The organism is Citrifermentans bremense (assembly GCF_014218275.1).
GTDB lineage: Bacteria > Desulfobacterota > Desulfuromonadia > Geobacterales > Geobacteraceae > Geomonas > Geomonas pelophila.
Map to the genome: position 1 here is coordinate 2302706 of NZ_AP023213.1, position 21145 is coordinate 2323850.

A 21145-nucleotide genomic window follows, 5' to 3' on the forward strand; every position below is an offset into this window, starting at 1 on the left:
AAGTGACTAGCCTGCACCGGAGGGCTCGTTTCTCGCGATTCGTATCCCTTGCCGGACTCCTTTTCTGTGCAGTCCCCGTGTTAGCCGCCGCCCCAGCAACGAATCAGGACCGGGGAATCGCCGTGGTTAAGAGAGAATCAGCCGGCGGCAAGCGCGTCGCGCTGGTGATTGGCAACGGCGTCTATAAGTTTTCCGACAGCATGCCCGTTCTTGCCAACCCCGCCAACGACGCGGAGGACATCGCGGCGGCGCTGCGCGGTTTCGGTTTCGAGGTCATCGAGAGAAAGAATCAGACCAAGGAGGAGATGGACACGGCCATATACGAGTTCGGGCGCAAGATAGGGGACAGCGAGGCGGCCCTCTTTTACTATGCCGGCCACGGGCTGCAGATAAAAGGTCAAAACTTCCTGGTCCCGGTCGACGCCAAGATCGAATCGGAAGCCCAGGTCCCCTACAAAAGCGTGAACCTGAACCAGCTTCTGGACGAAATGGAGAACGGCAAAAGCCGCGCCAACATCGTCATGCTCGACGCCTGCCGCAACAACCCCCTGACGGGCAAATTCAGATCGGGCGCCACGCGCGGACTGGCCGCCCCGACAAGCGCCCCCAAGGGGACCGTCATCGTGTACGCGACGGACCCCGGTGGCGTGGCGGCGGATGGGGATGGGCGCAACGGGTTGTTCACTGCAGGACTTCTGGCCGCCTTCAAAGGCAAGGACCTGAGCCTTGGAGGGGTCTTGACGCGTGCCAGTGAGGAAGTCGAGCAAGGGAGCGAGCGCAGGCAGACCCCCTACATCAACGGCCCCGCCACCTTGCAGAAGAACTTCCATTTTGCCCCTGGCAGTGTAGCGGTTGCCGGGGCCGAGCTGGAATCCGAACCTGTTGAAGCTGCCGAACCGCCCTCCTCCCCCGCCCCGGTGCGCGAGGATGCGGAAACGGTCCTTTGGAACGAGGTGCAAAAAGGAAACACCGCCGAGGATTACGACGCCTATCTTGCGAAATTCCCCAAGGGGAAGTATTCCGCTTTGGCCAAAAGGCGTGTCCAAAAGCTGCAAGAGCAGACTGCAGCCGAAACCCGCTCAAGGCTGATAAAAGAAGCCGACGAGGCAAGGAGCACCCTTAGTGCCGCAGAAGCCGGGGACGTCGACGCTATGGAGAAGATGACCCGCTATTACGATGCGGGGATCGGTGTAGCGAAGGATCCTGCCAAAGCAGCGAAGTGGCGCGACAAGATAGAGTCTATCGCCGCCAGGGAACAGCTGCGGGTCGCCCAGTCCGGCAACATACAAGCGATGTTGAAGGTAGCGGCACGCTATGACGCAGGTCTCGGCCTGAAAAAGGACCCTGCACAGGCCCAGGCATGGCGGGCCAAGGCTGATGCCGCAATAGCCAGTGAAGCAGCTCAGGAAAAAGAGCGAATCAAAGAGAGGAAAGTCGATCAAGTCTCCTTTTTGGGAGAGACCAAACGGCTCCTCAAGGAGAATGAGGCCGCAAACCAAAACAACCCCTCGAGCATCACCGCCGTTCCATCTACGGTTGTATCCGGTTTGGTAGGCGACATGGTTTCCGCCCCGTTCAGGACTACGGAGATCGCGATGATAAAAAACGAAGCAGCCTACCGACCTTCGACTTGGGCAAAATCCGATTCTATGATCGCCCGGGCCTCTAGACGGCAGCACACCGACGGTTCGACCACTGAAAATTATCTCTAGGAGCGCCACCATGTCTCATTCTGCACTTAAGATCATTCTAGCCTCGAGCCTGGGGCTGATTCTTTCTATACCGGCCCTTGAAGGGGCGGTGATCCCAGCCTCCGAAGCTGTAGCAGCGGAAGCCGCTGAATCCGATGCGGAAAGCTTCCTTTGGGTAGAAGTGAAAAAGGGTGGTACCCGAGAGGACTATCTTGCCTACCTGGACGAATATCCTGCGGGTAAGTACAGTGCCCTGGCGAAATCCCGGCTGAAAAAAATGGATGCCGATGCAGCGAATAAAGTACGGATGGAGCGGGAGGCGGCAACACAACTGGCAGTCCAGGAAGAACAAGCTGCCTGGGACGCGGCCAACAGCGCGGCCAGCGAGGCCGGCTACGAGGAGTACCTTAGACGCTATCCGTCGGGGTTGTTTGCTGCCTTGGTACCGGCAAGACTCGTCAAAGTTAAGAAAGAGGCAAATCTACACGAAGAGGAACGGCAGTGGACGCTCGCTGTCGGTGCTGGGACCAGTGCTTCGTTTCGTGCCTACATCAACAAGTATCCGAATGGCCGCCATGTGAATGAAGCGGCTCAAAAGGAAGAGGAGTGCAACCGCGTACCGGCCCGGCCGCAAACACCCTTTGCGGTAAGCGAATCTGTCTGGCGTGCCATTGAGACATCGGAGGGGTATCGCAACACGCCTCGATCAAAGCCGCTCACCATCAGTTACCAGACCAAGGATCAGATTGAATTCACCGGGTCCAAAAGTTCGACGCTCCCTACCCCCGCGGCTACCGGCAAGAGCGTCACCAAGGAGCTAACCCCCATCGGCGGGAAATGCTCTGTCCTTCGTGCACGTTACAACTACTCCCAGAATAATATTCAAACATCCATGGACATCTATTTGTGTGGCTCCGTTCCATTAGGCACAGAGATGAACGGTAAAACCGCCACCGTCACTAAGAGCGTCGAACTGCAGGGGAGCCTGTTTCCCTTGCGGATAGGTGCGGAGCAATCCGAACGGGTGGAAAGCGCCTATATTGCCGATTCTAAATACGATTCGACCGTTTTGACCAAATGGCGGGTCATCGGCAAAAACATGGCGCACGACTTGAACCCGAAGCTTACCGGTGCAGCCTGGGCTCTGAAGTACGAAATGAACATCCGGATGCCGGGGGCTAATATGAATAAGACGACAGTGATGGAGGACTATTACCTGGAAGACCTGGGAATCTTTCTTTCCGCCGTGGGCGAGGTGGACATGTCGAAAATGAAAAGTGTACTCCCTACATCTGGTTCTCAAACGGCAATAGTGGCCGAAGGGGAATATGGAAGCAGGACAACCTCTACCTACCAAAACTATGAATTGGTAACTGGCAAGTAGCCCGCTTTCGCGCGGGGTTCCGCTTACATCGCAAAAAGCATCGGCGCCCACTGTACGATGCCCTCGAGGGCGGCTAAAACCTCGCGGAAAGCCGCAGGCGCCAGTGCAACCCTGGCGGCAATTTCCTCAAACTGGAGAATATATGAAAAGGTTCCTCTTAGTGATAGCGCTACTCGCGTTGCTGGCCTCCGAGCTTCACGCCGCTGAGTCCATGGTAACGGAGGTAGAAGGATACGCCTGCATGGGGGATGACAGATCACGAAAGCAGACAGAGTTGGCAGCCTTCAACGATGCCAAAAGAAAGGCGGCGGAGTTCGCTGTGGTCCATATCCAGTCCGAGAGCCTGGTCAAAGACGGCATGCTGGAAAAGGATTTGGTGAGTGCCTACTCTAACGCACAAGTCAAAGTGGTGCAGGAGCTGGATAAGAAGTGGTACAAGGAAGAAGGACTCGGGGATTGCTTCAAGGTGAGCATCAAGGCGGAAGTGCTTCCCGATGAGAAGGCGATGGCCGCACTGGCCGAGGATCGGCAGAAATCCTTGGAGAACGACCCTGGCTCTCCGCTTTCAGTACGGGTCTGGACCGACAAAAAGAGGTATCTAGAGGGTGAACGGATCAAGGTTTACCTCAAGGGCAATAAGCCGTTTTACGGACGGGTGGTGTACCGGGATGCAGGAGGAAGCCTGGTGCAACTTCTCCCCAACCCTTACCGGGAAAGCAGTTACTTTAATGGAGGGGTTGTTTACGAACTCCCATCCGGTGGGGACCGCTATGATATGGTGGTCTCTGCCCCGTTGGGCAACGAGGCGGTAACGGTTTATGCCAGCACTGCACCACCAGGTGACGTTGAGGTGGAGGCTGATGGTGCTGTCTTCGGGATAAAAACCAAGGCATCCGACCTCCCCCTCAGGACCCGCGGAGTGAAGATTACCGCCAAGGGGAAAAGCAGTCAAAGTGCTGGTGTGGCTGAATTCTCCGAGGCAAAGACGGATCTTAGTACCGAAACTAATTGAGTACATGGATAGGAATCCGGTACCCGCCGTGACTGCTGCCGCACATGACAAATCTCAATCGCTAAACGTTCTCACCATTGTAGCAATAAACTAGTTTATGGTTGTCATAGCGATATGTTTATTGTATTAATGAAGGATTCTTCGCTCTAATTCATCGGAAGCTGACTCAGTGTTTACTCCTGATTGGAAGGTATTACTGACAGGCCTCCTTAAGTGTTAGGGACGGAGGAAAAATTTAATTCAGGAGGAGTATGTTTCATGAAGAAGATGATTCTGGCAGTAGTTGGCGGAGTACTTTTGACCTCGACCGCAGCACGCGCTGAACACAAGTTGCTGATCACCGACGTCCTCGACAAGAAGCAGGTCGAGGCGCAGGCGCTCTTCGAATATTCCCACTTCAGCGGCAAGCTCAACACCCCTGCCGAGTCCGGAAAGTTCACCGCGAACGCCACCGAATCGGTCTACTCCATGGGCGTGGGTCTCGGCAGCGGTCTTGAAGTCTCCGCGTCGGTACCCTACGTCTTCAGCGAGCGGGTAAAGGTGCAGTTTGACGGCTTTGAGCCGGAATACGAAAAACGCGACGGCTTCGGCGATTTCGCCGTTGAAGGGAAATACCGCCTGCTGGGCGGCGAAGAGAAGCCGTGCACCGTCGTTGCCGGCCTTGGCGTAAAGTTCGATACCGCCGGTGGCAGCAACGCTGGGTCCGGTACCACTGACGTGAGCCCCTTTATCGCCGCCAGCGCCAACATGGGTCACCACAACATCCCCTACGCCGTCTACCGTGCCACCATCAGGAACCACGACGAGCAGGACACCCACACCGTTTCCGTCGGTCTGGAAAAGGAACTGAGCCACACCGTCACCCTTGACGCGCGTGTCGATGCCAACTTCAACACCTCCGCTCGCGACATCACCGCCAACGAGGACTTCACCTTCGAGTTGGCCAGCTACATCGAGTTGGCGCACAACTTCTACCTGCTGCCGAGCGTGGCCTACAACATTGCCACCGACGCTAAAGGGAAAGAAACCGAAGTCCGCGTCACCTCGGTCGATGGCTTCAAGGGCGGCGTGTCCCTTTACTACCTCTTCTAGGAACTGGCAGGATACTGGAACAACGAAACCCGCCTCGGCACGCTGCCGAGGCGGGTTTCATTTTTGCTGCATCAACATGACGCTTCGTCAGATCACAAGAGTTCCAGCAGTTCGGCTACCGCCCGACTGCGCTCCCCCCCCTCCCCTGCTACGACGCTTCTCGGACCGAGATACTTCCTGCCGTAATACGAAGCATTGGCGTCATCGTCAACCATGATGGCGGCGCCGTTCAGCGCCACCCCGGCAAAAAGGCCACGGCTGCGCGAGTACGAGTAGATCTCGGCCTTGAGAGTGAGATCTGTCGCCCCTTCGGCGCTTCTTCCCACAGGTCCTGCTGCAACAGACGCGTCGGCCCCAAGGGTGAATCGTCCCTGGAATATTCCCTCCGCGCTCTTCTTGGTCTTGAACACGAGCAAAAGGTCGGTCGACTCAGCTCCGATTTGCCACCCTAGGCTTCCCCCCGCGATCTTGATAAATACCGGATCGGTCCACTTTCCTTTTTCATCGCGCACGGTAACAACGCCGGTGCCGTACCTGCCTCCGATGACGAAGCCGACCTTCACGACCGCGGGGATGATGGCGATAGCCTGGGCGTCCTTAAACAGCATCGGCGGAACACCTTTTTCCGGGATGGCCTTGATAACCTTGACGACCTCTATGCAGTCCTCGATCTTGGCGGCGCCGCTTTCTGCATAGGCCGCCGTGGTAGTCAGCGCCATCACCAGCGCCATCATTGCCGCAACAATAAAGTTTCTGTGTCTCATAAATTTCCTCCTTGGTGAATGCAGATCCACACCCTTAATTATAGTGCAGACGCAAAAAAGCCGGGGCTGAATATCTTGTTGATATTTCGGCAACCCGGCTGTCTCAAGGAGACCCTGTAGGCTTTCCGCCCCACTCTCGCGAGTGGTTGAGTATTGTCGTGTATCAGGAATTAATGGTCCCTATTAACACAGTAACTGGAGTCATGTCAATCTCATACGCAACATGTCGATCCTTTGTTTTGCCCGCTCTCATGCCCTTCTGTTCTGTTATTTGGGGGGGAGCGCTCGCATCGCCTGGGTGCTATTTAGATGGGGTGAGGAAGACATGGTTTGGTTGCAATAATGCAATTAGCTGCCATTGTTCAGGATGTCGACACGCTCCACCTGAACCCGACGACTCTTTTGAGGCCGCCGCTAGGCACTTTCACGTGATCCACCAGTATTGCGAGGACGACAGTTATGAACACGACGACAGCTACTGCCTCGGAGCACATCCTGAAGAATCTCGACGGGCTAACCCCAGATCTTGAAACCCTGTACAAAGACTTGCACGCCCACCCTGAGTTGTCGATGCAAGAAACGCGAACCGCTGCTTTAGCTGCGGAGTGGCTTCGTAGGGCAGGTTATGAGGTGACGACCGGCGTTGGAAAGACAGGTGTGGTAGGACTGCTCCGTAACGGTGAAGGGCCGACGGTCATGTTGCGCGCCGATATGGATGCGCTACCCATTGAAGAGGCGACAGGTCTTTCCTACGCGAGCCAAGTGACCTCGACAGATGCGGAAGGAAAAACCGTTCCGGTCGGACATATGTGTGGCCATGATATGCATGTGGCCTGGCTCGCCGGCGCCGCCGCCTTGTTCGCTCAGGAGTTGAGCCCCTGGCGAGGGACGTTGATGGTGGTCTTCCAACCCGGCGAGGAGACGGCGCAAGGCGCCCAGGCAATGATCGACGACAACCTCCTCACGCGTTTTCCCCGACCAGCTGTCATACTCGGGCAACACGTCATGCTCGGGGCGACCGGCGACATCGCCGGAAGTGCCGGCCCCATTACCTCGGCGGCGGACAGCCTTCAAATCAGGCTGTTTGGACGTGGCGCACACGGATCAATGCCGCAAGCCAGCGTTGATCCCGTTGTCATGGCGGCGGCGACGGTCCTGCGGCTTCAGACGGTCGTTTCGCGGGAGCTGGCCGCGACCGAGGCAGCGGTCGTCACGATCGGCGTACTGCAAGCCGGCACGAAAGAGAACATAATTCCGGACGAGGCGATCATAAAGCTGAACGTCCGCACTTTTGATGCCGGCGTCCGCAAGCGCGTGCTGGCTGCGATCGAGCGTATCGTCAACGCCGAGGCCGCAGCATCAGGTTCTCCCCGCAAACCGGAGATCACCCCGTTAGACCGGTATCCCCTCAATCTCAATGACGAGGCGGCGAGCCAACGGATCGCCGATGCATTTCGCGCCCATTTCTCCCCGGCACGGGTGCACCATACCGGACCGGCGCCGGCGAGCGAGGACTTCGGCTGTTTCGGCACGGCTTGGCAGGTTCCGTCTGTCTTCTGGTTCGTTGGCGGCACAGAAAGGGAAACATATGCAAAAGCCAAAGAGGCTGGAACGCTCCGCGAACTACCGGTCAACCATAGCCCCCGTTTTGCTCCCGTGATCCATCCGACGTTGGAAACCGGCGTAGAGGCAATGGTCGTCGCTGCGCTCGCTTGGCTGGCGTCGTAGGGCATGCGAAGTCGGCGGTCTGGAATGAATCATGACTACTTGCGTCATTATGCAGATTTGATATAACCATCGGGTCGTTTGCCGGAACTGTCAGGATAGTTGCTGCTTCATGATGGCAAGCAGCGTGTGACAGCCCTATCACCGTAGAAAAAGGAGCTGACAGCATGAGCGCCCAAACCAGCGCGGATCCAACACTTTTGCAGGTCCGGTCCAAGATCCGGCTCGAAGAAGCGGCATCATGATCAGCATCGAGCAAGCGCAGCGCGCCATATTCGAGCAGATAACTCCACTGGAAACGGAACAGGTCCCGGTATCGCACGGGCTGAACCGGATCACACCAGAGAGCCATGTCGCCCCTTGGGACATCCCCGCCGCAGACAATTCCGCGATGGACGGGTTCGCCTTTTGTCACGAATCACAGCCCGCATTGAAGATCGTCGGTTTCCTCCCCGCCGGTGACGTCATTGACGAACCTGTTCCAGCCGGCTGCGCCATAAGGATCATGACTGGAGCCCCCATTCCTCCCGGATGCGACACAGTGGTTCCCATCGAGGAGGTAGAGGTAGAAGGCGAGTTCGTCCGGCTTAAAGCCCCGGCCAGGGCCGGAAGCCACGTCCGTCTGCGGGGGGAGGATATAGCCCGCGGAGATGTCGTCATACCTGCCGGTTCGGTGCTCCGACCCCAGGAGATCGGCATGCTCTGCGCTATGGGCAAGACAACGCTGGCCGTCTACCGCAAAGCGAGAGTCGCCATACTCGCCACCGGCGATGAGCTTTTGGAGCCCGGCTCCCCCCCCTCCCCCGGCAAGCTCGTCAACAGCAACAGTTACAGCCTGGCGGCACAGGTTGTGGAGGCCGGCGGCGAACCTGTGGTCCTCGGCATCGCTGCCGACACGCTCGCGGCTACCTGCGAGATGATCAGCGCAGGAATGGATGCCGACATGCTGGTCATCACGGGGGGCGTGTCGGTGGGGGACAGGGATTTTGTCAAGGCTGCCATCGAGCAACTCGGCGGCGAGATCCAGTTCTGGAAGGTCGACATGAAGCCGGGCAAGCCCCTTGCATTCGCATCCTTGCAGGGAAAACCTGTTTTCGCCCTCCCCGGCAACCCGGTTGCAGCCATGGTCTCGTTCGAACTCTTCGTGCGCCCTTCGTTACTGAAGGCAATGGGACACCGGCGCATCCTCCGCCCCGTGGTGAACGCGCTCTTGCAGGAGCGTGCTGTGAACAAGGGGAGCCGACCGCACCTGGTGCGCGGGTTAGTCTCGTGGCACGGAGATCGATACCTGGTTTCCACTACGGGCAACCAAAGCTCGGGAAGGCTTTCATCGCTGACGCTTGGCAACGGATTGATGAAGCTCGCGCCGGAGTCGACCTTGGAGGCGGGGTGCGAAGTCGAGGTCGTGCTCCTGGACCGGTGGTTCGAGCAGGGAGAGATGGAGGTGAGCCAGTGACCTTGCCGTTTCTGTCACTGTTGCTGGCCACCGTACTCGTCGTGGCCGTCCTCTATTCGAGCGTAGGCCACGGCGGCGCCTCGGGATATATCGCGACCTTGGCGCTTTTCAGCGTTGCGCCCGCCGCCTTCAAACCGACCGCGCTGGTTTTGAACCTGTTGGTTGCCGGGGTCGCCACCTGCGTCTTCTTCCGCGCCGGTCACTTCTCCTGGCGACTTCTCTGGCCTTTCGCCTTGACTTCGGTCCCTTGCAGCTTCGTTGGCGGCTACCTGGTCCTCCCCGACCACGTTTACAAGCCGTTGGTGGGGTTGGTGCTCGTCGCGTCGGCGGTCCGCCTCAGCTGCCACACCCAAAGGGAGGACACTGCGGTGAAACCGCCGCCCACACCGGTGGCACTTCTTGTCGGCGCTTTGCTGGGGCTGCTTTCAGGCCTTACCGGGGTGGGAGGAGGGATCTTTCTCAGCCCTTTGCTTTTGCTCTTCAAGTGGGGTCGGGTGCGTGAGATATCTGCGGTCGCCGCAGTCTTCATCCTGGTGAACTCAGCGGCCGGGCTCCTAGGGCATCTGAGCAGCCTGCAGCAGATCCCCTATTTCGTCCCGCTGCTCGCCTTCGCAGCCCTGTTGGGAGGCGTGATCGGATCTTATCTTGGGAGCGCGAGGCTCCCGGTGGTGGGAATAGTGAAGGCGTTGTCGATGGTGCTGATGGTGGCTGGAGTCAAGATGCTGCTGGTGTAGCCTTGTGAAGATGAGGCCTCAACTTTCAAGGGTGAAGTAGAAGGCGGCTCCCCTGTCCGGCTCGCCTTCGGCCCAGATCCTCCCGCCATGCCGTTTGATGATCTTTTCCACGGTAGCCAGGCCGATGCCCGAACCTTTGAACCCGTCGACCCCAGCCAGACGCTTGAAGGGGACGAAGAGCTTGTCGGCTTCGGCCATGTTGAAGCCAACCCCGTTGTCTTTGATGAAATATACAGGTTTTACCTCCCCTTCTATTACCCCGAACTCGATGCACGCCTGTTCGCAGCCCCCAGTGTATTTCCAGGCGTTGCCGAGGAGGTTTTCCAATGCCGTCCGCAGCAGCCGCGGGTCCGCGCTGACCTTGATCCCTTGCGGTATCACCGTGGTGATCCTGCGCGCCGGTTCAGCCAGGTTCAATTCCGCTAGAATTACCTGCACCAACTCGCTCATATCGCACTCCTGCCGTGACAGAGTCCCGTGCGTAGAACGCGAGAACGAGAGCAGGGTTTCGATCATGCCGTTCATGCGGACCACCGACTGTTCCAGCGTCTGAATGCTGCACCGGCACTCTGGATTGTCGCTGCTGCAGAGCATCTCGATGTGCTGACAGGCAAGGGACATGACGTTCAAAGGTTGCCGCAGGTCATGGGATATCATGTGGTTGAACGCGTCAAGTTCCTGGTTCATCTCCCCCAATTCTGCAAGGTGCGCTTCCAAATCGGCGTTCAGCCGGGCGATCTCCTCTTCGGCTTTTTTGCGCTCCGTTATGTCCCTGGACACGTGGACAGTTCCCATCGATTTGCCGTCCGCCGAAATAAGCGGCGTGGTGCTGACCAGAAAAGTCCCGGCAAGGTGCGGGTCGTACACCTCGGCTATGTGCTGCATCTTGTCCGCCATGCTTTGCCCGTGGGGACAGAAGTCCGGCGGTGCATCCAACCCGTGGAGAACCTGGTAGCAGAAAAGGCCGACACACCGGTCGGCTGCGAGATTGATACGCTGCGCCACGGCCTCGTTGACCCGCACTATGCGGCACTCCTCGTCGAGTATGGCGATGAGATCGGGGACGCTGTTGAAGGTCCTCTCCCATTCCTCCTTGGCCCTCAGCAGCGCCGCTTCCGTTTTTTTTCTCTGGGTGATGTCCAACGCTATGCCTGCCATCCGCAGCGGTTTGCCCTGCGCGTCGTAGAAGGCGTGCCCCTTGCACAATATCCAGCGCACCTGGCCGTCCTGCATCATGACCCTCAGCTCCACCGCATATTCCGATTTCTCCTGCAAAGCGTTCTGGACCGCCTGGTCCACACTATGCCTGTCCTCCTCCGCTATAGCATCGAGGAAGGCTTGATAGGTCATCGCGAAGTCGCTGGGGTAGCCGAACAACTCTTTGCACCTGTCGTTCCAGACCAGGTCCCCTGTTATGAGATCGTAGTGCCACATGCCGATGCCAGCCGCCAAAGCGGCGTACCAGAGCATCTGCTCGCTGTCGGCAAGCGCCTCCCCGGCCCGCCACCGCTTGGCGACCTCAGCCTGCTGCGCCCGGTTCGTCCATAGCAGTTCCTCGTTCCGTTGCTGGACCTGTTGGTCCAGGCTTGCATCCTGTTGTTCCTCGGCTGAGTTCCGGCGCTTCCGGCGCACCATGTCGCGGTTTCCGTGCTTCATCGGTGCCTCCTGGTGGGCTAAGGTTTACAGATATGCCGCGTCAGTTACGGCTTCAGGGAGATGCCAGGGAAAGACAAGAGCGAATTATAACACCTCAAGTTTCAATTGTCGGTGGAACCGGCGAAAGTCGTCGCGCCAACACCTTTGAAGGCGCAGGATGCATTCACATGGAGGATAATCTACTGTCATAGTGCAAGCCAATTGTGAGAAAGGTGACTGACTTTTTGGATTTGTGTGGTATGTAAAATAGCAGTTAATTGTTGGAAGCCAGGGACTTGCTGGCATAAGACCATCATTTCAGTGGATTCAATTGTTCAGGAGGGTTCCATGTCAATGTTGAAACTGGGTGGATGCTGCATCGTCTTCACACTGGTGCTGCTGTTTGCCCTACCTGTACTGTCAGCAGAGCCAGCTAAGAAGAGATACGTCCTTGCAGTTGTTCCCAATCAGCCTGCCATAACCCTGCACAAGAACTGGACCCCTTTAGTGCAGTACCTTTCCAAGCAACTGGGTGTGGATATAGAGCTGAAGCTCTACGACAAGATCGACGTCTTTCTGGAGGATACGCAGAAAGGTGCAGCGGATTTCACCTACTCCGCGCCGAACATGTTCTATCTCGCCTACCAGAAGCAGAAATACGTTCCGCTAGTGCGCAGCTCCCATCAGTTGCAGGGGCAGGTCTTCGTGAGAAAGGACTCCCCCTACACCAAGGTGAGCGAGCTCAAGGGGAAGACCATCGCTTCCGTCGGGCCCAAATCCATCTGCAGCGTCATCACGCGTCACGCCCTTCTCACCGGCCAGGGCGCAATCAACTACAACTCGTCCTTCAGCGGATCGACCATCAACGTAGCCAAGAGCGTCCTGTTGGGGAAGGTGGACGCCGGCGTCACCCTTGACACCAGCGTCATCAACGACGCTCCGGAGATGCTCAGCGAGTTCCGCGTCATCCTGCGTACCGAGAAGATAGCGCCGCATCCCCTGGCGGCCCACCCCCGAGTCCCCAAAAAGCTCCAGAATGCAGTGACCAAGGCGGTGCTCGCCCTGGACCAGTCGGAGGAAGGGCGCCGGATCCTGAAGGACGTGAAGCTCGTCGACCCGGTAAAGGCCGACTTCAAGCGGGATTACGGTTTTTTTGCCAAGGTCGATCTTGAGGGACCTCGGCAGCAGTCGAAGTAGCCCAGCCATATGACGAGCCGCCTCGAAGTAAAGATCATCGTCTACCTCGCCCTCATCCTGACCCTGTTGATCGCAGTTTACGGCTGGTGGATCGGCAAACGGCAGACATCGGTCTACATCCAGACCCTCTCCGACAATCTGCGCATCCTCTCCCGCAGCGACGCCGATAACGCCGCGCACTACATGGTGATACAGGAATACGCAGGGCTGGAAGCAAACATGCTCGACAGCGCCAACCTGCCGGAGGTGGTGAGCATTCAGGTAGCGGAACTGGACGGTCATCTTCTGTGCAACATCGAGCGCCCCAACCGCAGCGAACGGCCAAAGTTGAACTACAAGGTCAAGACGATCACGGTCCCGCAGGGCTCCCTCCCCATCCTGAAGCGCGAAGGAAACCAGCTGGTGAGCTGGGCGCCGATCCTGGCCGGCGAGCAGTTGGGCTGGGTCAAAGTCTCCTTGAGCCTGGACACCGCGCAACGCCTGGTGCAAGCCACCTGGCGCAGTACGCTTACCATCGGCGCGCTCTGGATCATGGTCGGAACCATCCTCATGGCCCTTGTGGTCAGGCCGCCGTTAAAGGCGGTGCGGGAACTGAGCCGCTTCGCCCACGAGCTGCAAAACCGCAAGGGTGGTCAGGTCTCCGTGCCGCGCGGGGTGTTCGAGATCGACATGCTGGCCGACGCGCTCAACCATTCGTCGGGGGAACTCCTGCGGGCTGAACAGCGCCTGATAGCGGAGCAGGAACGTCTTTCCGTCACGCTGCAATCAATTGGGGACGGCGTCATAGCCACCGACATAGAAAGCAGGATCGTGCTGGTAAATCACGTGGCCGAGCTTATGACCGGCTGGACCGAGAGTGAAGCGGCTGGGGTCAGCCTGGACCAGGTTCTTTGCATCGAGGCGAACGACCCGCTCCGCGACGTGCGGGAGCCGCTTCAGGCTGTGCTGGAGCAAAGGCGCACCGTCGAACTCCCCGGCCAGCACCAGGTCTGGTCCCGTGAAGGCGTCTGCCGCACGGTGACAGTGATAGGCGCCCCCATCATAGACAGCGCAGGAACGCTGGCGGGGATGGTGCTCGTCATCCGCGACCTGACGGAAAAAGCAAGGATGGAGGCGGAAAAAGCACGGCTTGCGGAGCAACTGCTTCAGTCGCAGAAGATGGAGGCGGTGGGCCAGCTGGCCGGCGGAGTTGCGCACGATTTCAACAACATGCTGGGTGTCATCATTGGCAATGCCGAGCTGGCCATGATGGGTGTCGAGCCCACGGGAAAGCTCCATGAGAGGCTGCAGGGCATCCAGGACGCGGCCAACCGTTCCGCCGACATCACGCGGCAGTTGCTTGCCTTTTCTCGTCAGCAGCACGCTGAGCCCAAGGTACTCGACCTGAACGAGGTCATAGGGAATATGCTGAAGATGCTGCACCGGCTAATCGGAGAGGACATCGACCTTGCCTGGTCGCCGGGGCGGGATATCTGGAAGGTGAAACTTGATCCGACGCAGTTGGATCAGATCATGGCCAACCTCTGCGTCAATGCGAGGGATGCCATCGCCGGAGTCGGGAAGCTGGAGATCAGGACCCGGAATGTCGACTTGTCGCCTGAAGATGGAAAGCGCCCGGTAGAGATGCCCCCAGGAGAGTGGGTGATGCTGGAGGTGAGCGACAGCGGCTGCGGCATGAGGCGCGAGGTGTTGGAAAGGATCTTCGAGCCTTTTTACACCACGAAGGAAGTCGGGCGCGGGACGGGGCTGGGGCTCGCGACGGTATTCGGCATCGTAAAGCAAAACTATGGGTACATCGAGGTTCAAAGCGAGCCCGGGGTCGGCACCAGCTTCAGGATCTACTTCCCCGCCGCACAGGAGGAAGCGCAGGAAGTTAAACGCCGGCAGGTCGCGGCTATCAGGGGCAACGAGACCATACTTCTCGTGGAGGACGAACCGTCCATCAATGCGCTTGCCACTACCATGCTGTCGGAATTGGGCTATCGGGTCTTGGCGGCGGGGTCTCCCGAGGAGGCTGTGAAAGTTGCCAATGGCGGCAAGATGAAGATCGACCTGTTGCTTACTGACATTATCATGCCGGGGATGAACGGCCGCGACTTGTCAGAGCTTTTGCACCAATCTCACCCTGATATGAAGTGCCTGTTCATGTCGGGTTACACCTCGGACATCATCTCGCAACGCGGCAACATAGGTCAGGAAGTCTGTTTCGTGCAAAAGCCGTTCACGACCCAGGCGCTGGCGGCGAAGGTCAGAGAGGCGCTGCAGGCGTAGGCGGATGTGCCTTTCAAGGTTTCCACTGGTCCACAAACCGCCCCTGGTATCGCGCGGCTCCTATACACCTATCGAATACGAACTGGCAGATCTGCGTCCCGGGGTAAAGCGCCAGCGGCCTGTGGCCCAAGTTCACGATTTCCAGCACCTGGTGGTTCGAGATACCAGGCTGCATGAAACCCGCTGTAACGTGCACCGCGAGGCCAAACCGGGCGAAGCGGCTTCGTCCCTCAAGCCATCCCGCCATCGACTCTGCAAGGGTGATGCGCTCCCTGGTGATGCCGAGAATCATCTCGCAAGGGGCTATGGTGATGTACTCCCCTTCCGCCAGGGAGACGAGATCGGTAACATCGGCAAAATCCGACTCGTTGTGCACGTGGCAGATCCCGTCTTGCTTTCTGAAAACCCTGAAGTCGTTGCCCAGCGTCAGGTCGACCGACCCAGGACCTATCTGCGACTCATCCAGCGGATCAATGGCTATTTCGCCTCGCTTGATCGCAGCTCTTATTTCCTCGCCTACCAGTATCGACATGATCAACTCCCATTGTTCCAGGTCACCGCAGGCTTCGGATATATTGCAGTTCAAAGCCAAAGCAGAATAATAGCACGTTTTCACGGCTAACCGGCTTCTTGCAGTCAATGTTACAGAAGGTTAAGAGCAAATCCCCCCTGTCCCCCCTTCGCAAAGGGGGCACGTTGGTTCTCGTGCAGCGTTTCGTGGGCAAATAATGCCCACATTCCGGGAACTGCCTCTCTCAGACCTCAAGAAACACAACTGAGAAAGATTCAAAAAAAACGGCACCTGCCGACGGATCAATCCGCCGAGGGTGCCGTTTCTGGATCAGCAGCAAAGGTTAAGCTTAACCCTGGCTATCTTCCTCCCATCATGGAATTGCCCCAGGTCATGCCGCTGTTGAAGGAGCCCATGTTCTGGTAAGGAAGCCCTGCTGCGATGTTGTTGAGGTTGTTGTACATGGCATTGCTCATGTCGGTCATCTGGGAGGACGTCTGCGTATTAGTCCTGACCGTCGACATGTTGCTGAACATCGCTCCCATCATGTTGCGGTAACGGGTGACGTCGAGGTGGTTGGCGCCGGAGTAGTTACGGAACATCAGGTTCTGCTGTTGGCCCATCATCGTTGCCATGTTTTGCGCGGTGGTGTGCATGGTGCTGTTGTGACTGGCGATGTAGTCGGCCATCAGGTCGGCATTGGAATCGAGCCCGAGCTTCGTCCTCAGGTCGACCATGGCATCGTACATGGTAGCGTAGTTGCCGGTTTCCATCATCTCACGCAGTTGGGTCGACATGGGGCTCAGGAAGTTGCTGTCGGTGCTGACCGTGCCGGTAACGCTCTCTTTAGGAAGGCTCAAGAGGTAGCTGTGAAGAACGGCGCTGTTGGTGTCCTTGTCGATGGTGGTGCCGGCAATGGCAAGGGCGATGATGGGGAATTGCCCGACATCTGCCGGGTCGACCGTGAGCGTGTAGGCGCCGTTGGCGTCGGTGGTGGTCTTAGGCTCCCCCTCATCCCAGAGGTAGTTGTTGTTTTTGTCCATGAAGACGGTGGCGTTTACCAGGTATCCGTCGGCGACTTTGCCTGCCACTGTTGCGCTAGTCGGTGTGGCGGACCCTCCACCGCCGCCGCATCCGGCCAGCATGGCTGCTGCGATAATCGTTGCTGCTGCGATCTGCTTCTTCATATGGTGCCCCCTTGAAACATGTAGTTAGAAATCGTGGTAGAATGCCAGCCCGACGCCGTAGTCCGGGGTACTCCGGGTGATCCCTTTCGCGACATACCCATCGACCCCGCTTTTGGCCCCGACCAGCATCTTCAATTTAAGTCTGAGTTCCAGCAGCTCGCTGGCCCCCTCGATGGGAGCGCCGGCCGCCTTCACTATGACCATCGGTAGAAACCTTTCTCCCAGCTGGTAACCTGTTCCGGCATTAAAGCTGAAGTAATCCTTCAAGGCCAGCACAGATGACTTCCCCTGGAAGGTGTAGCCTCCCTCGGCGAACGAGTACCAGTTGCCGAACTGCTTCGAGAGCTCCACCGCCAGCCCCTCGTCGAACTCCCCGGTCCCAAGCATCTGGTCCCGGTCCGCGGTCGGTATCTTGACGAAGAGGTAGGGACGAACCCTGGGAACGAACTCCCCTTCAGGGACGAGGACGTAGCCACCCTTCAGGGTCAGATCCCCTACCCCCTGGCGCGACTGGTTAGTGGAGGACGTTCCTCCTCCGCTCCCATTGCCGCCGCCCGGTGTTCCGCCTCCTCCAGGCATCGTGCCTCCCGATCCGGGCATGGCGGCTGCTTCCTTATGCATCCCGGCCATCTGCCCTCCCCCCGGACCCAGCAGTACGCCGGTGTTGACGGCGGAACTGCTCTGGTAGACGTACGGGATCTCGAGCATGAACCCGAGACGCTCAGAGGGGTAGACCGCAAGCGTGAAGGGGACGTAGATGGAATCCGTCCTGGTGCCCAGGCCGTAGGAACCTGAGGCGAACTCGAAACCGATACCGGTCGAGACCAAGGGGCCTTCGGCACGCACCCCTCCCGCAGTCAGCAGGCAAAGGGCCTGCATCAGAACGAAAAACGTGGTCCGGAAGGTTTTCAATCTACTCATTCACACTCCTGGGCGGCGGTCAGCGCCTCATCATGCCGCCGCCTCCCATCATTCCTCCGCCGCGCATGAAGCCGCCACCTTGGAATCCTATACCGCCCCTCATCTGCGCGGCACCGGCGGCGCTGCGTCCGGACCATGCCGGTTCGCCCCGGTCGCTGCGGATTTCCAATTGTTTGCCGGTACTGCGGTTTACCAGCTTCTGCGTCAGGAGATACGTCTTGCCGTCCCGTCCCTGGGCGCGGGCCCCCTTGGCGGTGACCTCGTCGTTGACTTTAACCGGAATCCCCTTTTTCTCCCAGAAGCTATCCGGCCCGACACTCAGGTTCACCGTCTCCGATCCGCTTTCGATCTCAATGATGTACTGCTCGTTTTCTGCCAGCCGAGGCGAGGCAGTAACCCGTCCCGAAAAAGTCCCTACCGTGTTCAGGTCGTACCCTTTGCTGAAATCCAGGCCGCTTTTCCCCTTGTCTTCTGAACCAAAACCAAAGAAACCGGCGCTGGCCTGGCCCAGAAGCTGGCAGTTCAACAGAACTGCGAATATGAGGATGAGGGGAAAGCGCTTCATTGCCGTTAACTCCGCATGGTTTAAAAGCTTCGATACCGGGTGCAGGACCCGCGCAGTCCTGCACCTTTGACTTGAACCGTTACCAGATGTGATGCAACCCGCAGCAACCAGACAAAGCCAGAAATGCTGCCGCCAAAACCGCCGCTGCCATAAAACCTTTCATGCTAGCTCCCTTTTCCCTTGCACCAGTGACGCATCCGGCCGGTGGGAATCCAGCCGCCTGCATCCCGATACCTCCCATTTGTGACCATTACCCGCGGTTCCGCATTACTCACGGTATTATCACGCTTCGTGCCAATTCGGCTATTGGTCGCAACAGACTGATTTATCGGGGATTGACACAGCGAAGGATAGCTGCGCGGAGGGAAAATGGTGCAATTGCTTGCACACACCCGGCGTCGTTTTGCACCGGTCAGCTTTCTTCCAGGAAGCCGTAGTCCTTGAGCTTGTACTGAAGGGTCCGCCTGGATACGCCCAGTTCCTCGGCGGCGAGCCGCCGGTTGCCGCCGTGCTTTCTGATCGCCTCGGCGATGATCTCCTTCTCGGCCGACTTGAGCCTCTCGCGGCCATCCAGCGCGTCCGGTTCGGGTTTGCGCAGCATCTCCTCGGGGAGGGCGGTTTTCCCGACCTTGTCCCTGGAGAGAATGACCGCCCGCTCCATCACGTTTTGCAGTTCCCGAATGTTGCCGGGCCAGCGGTACCTTTCCAGGGCGGCCAGGGCGTCAGCCTCGATCCCCTTGAGCGTTTTGCCCGACTGCAGGCTGAAGCGTTGCATGAAGTACCGGGTCAAAACCGGTACGGCGTCGATCCTTTCGCGCAAGGGAGGGAGCTGCAGCGGGAAAACGTTGAGGCGGTAGTAAAGGTCCTCGCGGAAGCGGCGCTCCGCGACCTCCTCGCGCAGGTTCCGGTTGGTCGCCGCGATGAGCCTGACGTCCGCCTTGATCTCCTTGGTCCCCCCCACCCGCTCGAAGACGCGCTCCTGGATCACCCGCAGCAGCTTCGCCTGCAGTGCCAGCGGCATCTCGCCGATCTCGTCCAAGAGGATGGTCCCGCCGCGGGCCAGCTCGAACTTACCTTGCCGCGCCTGCATGGCGCCGGTGAAAGCACCCTTCTCGTGCCCGAAGAGCTCGCTTTCCAGGAGGGTCTCCGGGATCGCGGCGCAGTTGAGCGCGACGAAACCGGCGTCCCGGCGTGAGCTCAGCTGGTGTATGGTCCTAGCGACGAGTTCCTTGCCGGTCCCGCTTTCGCCGAAGATGAGAACGTTGGCCGTGGTGTCGGCGACGTCGTGGACCAGTTTGCGCACCGGGGTCATCGCCTGGCCGGCGAAGATGAGCTCCTCCGGCGGCAGCCCCGCAGCCTCGCACTGTTTGAGGGAAAGATAATCCCGCTCCCGGAGCTGCTCCTGTATCACGTGACGCACCAGGCGGAGCAGCACCTCGGGGTCCTGCAGCGGCTTGGTGAGGAAGTCAACCGCCCCTTCCTTGATGGCGGCGACCGCCTCTCCGACCTTTCCGTAGGCCGTCAGGAAGATGAACTGCGGCGCGGATGGGTCGTTGCGCGTCTCGCGGAAGAGATCTAGCCCGCTTCTTCCGGGAAGCTTCAGGTCGGAGACGACAAGGTCGTAGCTTCCCTGCCGCAGCAGCCGAAGCGCCTTCTCGCCGTCCGCGGCACTTTGCACCTGGTGCCCGTCGTCCTGCAGCACGGTCTCCAGAAAGGCGCGGAAGGTCGCGTCATCCTCAACCACCAGAATGTTTCCCTTCATGTCTGCTCCTTGTCGACGGCAAGGCAAGGCAAGAGGAGCGTCACGGTGGTCCCCTGCCCCATCCTGCTCTCCAGCTTTATGGTCCCGCCGTGTTCCTCGATCACCTTCTTGCAGAGCGCGAGTCCCAGGCCGGTCCCCCTGGCCCTGGTGGTGAAGAAGGGGTCGAACACCTTGGCGAGGTCGGCTTCCTCTATCCCATGCCCGGTATCCTTGATGCTGATCTGTGCTTCGCCCCCGGCCGAGGCGCAGGCGACTTCGAGTACCCCGCCCGCTACCATGGCCTGCAGCGCGTTTTTACCCAGGTTCAGGAGCGCCTGCTCGAACCGGTCCCTGCTCCCCGACAGGTAGTAGGAGCCCGTGCAACGGCAGGAAACGGTCACCTCACGCTCCAAGGCCTCCGGGGCCAGCAGCGAGAGCGCATGATCGATCAGCTCGCTCAGGTCGAAGCGCTCCCGGGGGAAGCCATCCCCCGCGGCGTAGGCCAAAAGGTCGTTCACCAGCGTCTCCAGCCGCACGGCCTCGGTGACGATGTTCTGTGCGAAGAGCTCGTTGCGCGCTTCCTGGGGTTTTTTGGCTATCACCTGGGCGAATCCCTTGATCCCGGCCAGTGGGTTCCTGATCTCGTGGGCCAGAAGCGCCCCCATCTCCCCCAACTTGGCCAGGTTATCCTTGCGAGCCAGCTCGGCCTGATGCTGTTCTTCCCTTCGGGCATAGCGGAAAAGGCCGAGACTAAGAAGCCAGCCTACCGCGATGAGCGCCAGCATGATGGTCATGTTCAGCTTCGCGCTGCGCAAAACAGCATCGGCGCGATAGGTATGCAGTGTGAGGTGGAGGGCAAGGATTTCGCCGCGAAGATCGACGGGAGCGGTGAGCAGAAACGCCTGCTCACCCGTACCCAGGGTGACCCGCGATTCGCTTCGCTCGAAGCCAGGGGTAGCACCGCGCCGGATCCCCGGCAGGTAAGTGCCGATCAGGTCCGGGTTGGAATGAAAGCGGAAACGCCCCTCGCGGTCCACCAGGGCGAAGTAGGCGATATCGTTGGTGCGGAATTTGGCGAGTCCGGCAAGGCTCGGGTCGCTCACCGCCAGGTTCTCGATGGCCGAAGAAAGCGTGAGTGCGAGCCCGCGCAGGTTCTCCTCGGCGATGGGACCGGCCTGCCGGTAGTTGTAGACGGCAAACCAAAGCAGGGAACAGGTGGCGAGGATCCCAAGTATCAGCGTAGCTTTTCTGAACATTCG

The 21145-nt window shown here is 58.8% G+C and carries 17 protein-coding genes and 1 riboswitch; of the genes, 9 read left to right on the forward strand and 8 right to left on the reverse strand.

The features are described from left to right. Positions 1 to 122 precede the first annotated feature (122 nt). The 4 genes from GEOBRER4_RS10145 to GEOBRER4_RS10160 all read left to right on the forward strand — a co-directional run bounded on the left by GEOBRER4_RS10145 (position 123) and on the right by GEOBRER4_RS10160 (position 5179). A complete protein-coding gene (locus GEOBRER4_RS10145; RefSeq protein ID WP_185242195.1) occupies positions 123 to 1712 on the forward strand; it encodes a caspase family protein in 1590 nt (529 codons plus the stop codon). Positions 1713 to 1722: 10 nt separating this feature from the next. After that, entirely contained in the window at positions 1723 to 3075 is a 1353-nt protein-coding gene (locus tag GEOBRER4_RS10150; protein WP_185242196.1) for a hypothetical protein, read from the forward strand. 142 nt (positions 3076 to 3217) lie between these two features. After that, positions 3218 to 4087 carry a DUF4384 domain-containing protein gene (locus tag GEOBRER4_RS10155; RefSeq protein ID WP_185242197.1) on the forward strand — a complete coding sequence of 290 codons (870 nt, stop codon included), beginning with the start codon at positions 3218 to 3220 and terminating at the stop codon, positions 4085 to 4087. Between the two features lie 258 nt (positions 4088 to 4345). After that, positions 4346 to 5179, forward strand: coding sequence for a transporter family protein (locus GEOBRER4_RS10160; protein WP_185242198.1), 834 nt, complete (start codon positions 4346 to 4348; stop codon positions 5177 to 5179). Positions 5180 to 5271: 92 nt separating this feature from the next. On the opposite strand, the gene GEOBRER4_RS10165 is transcribed toward GEOBRER4_RS10160, so the two are convergent. Further along, positions 5272 to 5943 (reverse strand): lipid-binding SYLF domain-containing protein, encoded by a 672-nt coding sequence (locus GEOBRER4_RS10165; RefSeq protein WP_185242199.1) that lies wholly within the window; start codon positions 5941 to 5943, stop codon positions 5272 to 5274. Positions 5944 to 6028: 85 nt separating this feature from the next. Next, positions 6029 to 6105: riboswitch (cyclic di-GMP riboswitch) on the reverse strand. Positions 6106 to 6402: 297 nt separating this feature from the next. Here GEOBRER4_RS10165 and GEOBRER4_RS10170 point away from each other — a divergent pair. From GEOBRER4_RS10170 to GEOBRER4_RS10180, 3 genes are all read left to right on the forward strand, one after another. After that, positions 6403 to 7671 (forward strand): M20 family metallopeptidase, encoded by a 1269-nt coding sequence (locus GEOBRER4_RS10170; RefSeq protein ID WP_185242200.1) that lies wholly within the window; start codon positions 6403 to 6405, stop codon positions 7669 to 7671. 238 nt (positions 7672 to 7909) lie between these two features. Then, on the forward strand, positions 7910 to 9124 hold the full coding sequence (locus tag GEOBRER4_RS10175; protein ID WP_185242201.1) for a molybdopterin molybdotransferase MoeA: 1215 nt from the start codon (positions 7910 to 7912) through the stop codon (positions 9122 to 9124). Next, complete coding sequence (locus GEOBRER4_RS10180) at positions 9121 to 9858, forward strand: sulfite exporter TauE/SafE family protein (RefSeq protein ID WP_185242202.1); 738 nt, start codon at positions 9121 to 9123, stop codon at positions 9856 to 9858. The genes GEOBRER4_RS10175 and GEOBRER4_RS10180 overlap by 4 nt, the downstream gene beginning before the upstream one ends. Positions 9859 to 9876: 18 nt before the next feature. Here the strand turns inward: GEOBRER4_RS10180 and GEOBRER4_RS10185 are convergent, their stop codons facing one another. Then, positions 9877 to 11514 (reverse strand): sensor histidine kinase, encoded by a 1638-nt coding sequence (locus GEOBRER4_RS10185; RefSeq protein WP_226377758.1) that lies wholly within the window; start codon positions 11512 to 11514, stop codon positions 9877 to 9879. Positions 11515 to 11841: 327 nt separating this feature from the next. On the opposite strand from GEOBRER4_RS10185, the gene GEOBRER4_RS10190 reads away from it, so the two are divergent. Both GEOBRER4_RS10190 and GEOBRER4_RS10195 read left to right on the forward strand, forming a co-directional pair. Continuing rightward, positions 11842 to 12690: a phosphate/phosphite/phosphonate ABC transporter substrate-binding protein gene (locus GEOBRER4_RS10190; RefSeq protein WP_226377759.1), complete on the forward strand. Its 849-nt coding sequence runs from the start codon at positions 11842 to 11844 to the stop codon at positions 12688 to 12690. 9 nt (positions 12691 to 12699) lie between these two features. Continuing rightward, positions 12700 to 14961: an ATP-binding protein gene (locus GEOBRER4_RS10195; protein ID WP_185242203.1), complete on the forward strand. Its 2262-nt coding sequence runs from the start codon at positions 12700 to 12702 to the stop codon at positions 14959 to 14961. Between the two features lie 13 nt (positions 14962 to 14974). On the opposite strand, the gene dcd is transcribed toward GEOBRER4_RS10195, so the two are convergent. The 6 genes from dcd to GEOBRER4_RS10225 form a co-directional block, all read right to left on the reverse strand. After that, entirely contained in the window at positions 14975 to 15493 is a 519-nt protein-coding gene (gene dcd / locus GEOBRER4_RS10200; protein WP_185242204.1) for a dCTP deaminase, read from the reverse strand. A 338-nt stretch (positions 15494 to 15831) separates the two neighbouring features. Then, positions 15832 to 16659: a hypothetical protein gene (locus GEOBRER4_RS10205; RefSeq protein ID WP_185242205.1), complete on the reverse strand. Its 828-nt coding sequence runs from the start codon at positions 16657 to 16659 to the stop codon at positions 15832 to 15834. A gap of 24 nt (positions 16660 to 16683) precedes the next feature. Further along, complete coding sequence (locus tag GEOBRER4_RS10210; protein ID WP_185242206.1) at positions 16684 to 17580, reverse strand: transporter; 897 nt, start codon at positions 17578 to 17580, stop codon at positions 16684 to 16686. Between the two features lie 19 nt (positions 17581 to 17599). Continuing rightward, positions 17600 to 18145, reverse strand: a complete 546-nt coding sequence (locus GEOBRER4_RS10215) for a DNA-binding protein (protein ID WP_185242207.1) — start codon at positions 18143 to 18145, stop codon at positions 17600 to 17602. Positions 18146 to 18557: 412 nt separating this feature from the next. Further along, entirely contained in the window at positions 18558 to 19907 is a 1350-nt protein-coding gene (locus GEOBRER4_RS10220) for a sigma-54-dependent transcriptional regulator (RefSeq protein WP_185242208.1), read from the reverse strand. Further along, positions 19904 to 21142, reverse strand: a complete 1239-nt coding sequence (locus tag GEOBRER4_RS10225) for a two-component system sensor histidine kinase NtrB (protein ID WP_185242209.1) — start codon at positions 21140 to 21142, stop codon at positions 19904 to 19906. Before GEOBRER4_RS10225 ends, GEOBRER4_RS10220 begins: the two co-directional genes overlap by 4 nt. Positions 21143 to 21145: the final 3 nt, after the last annotated feature.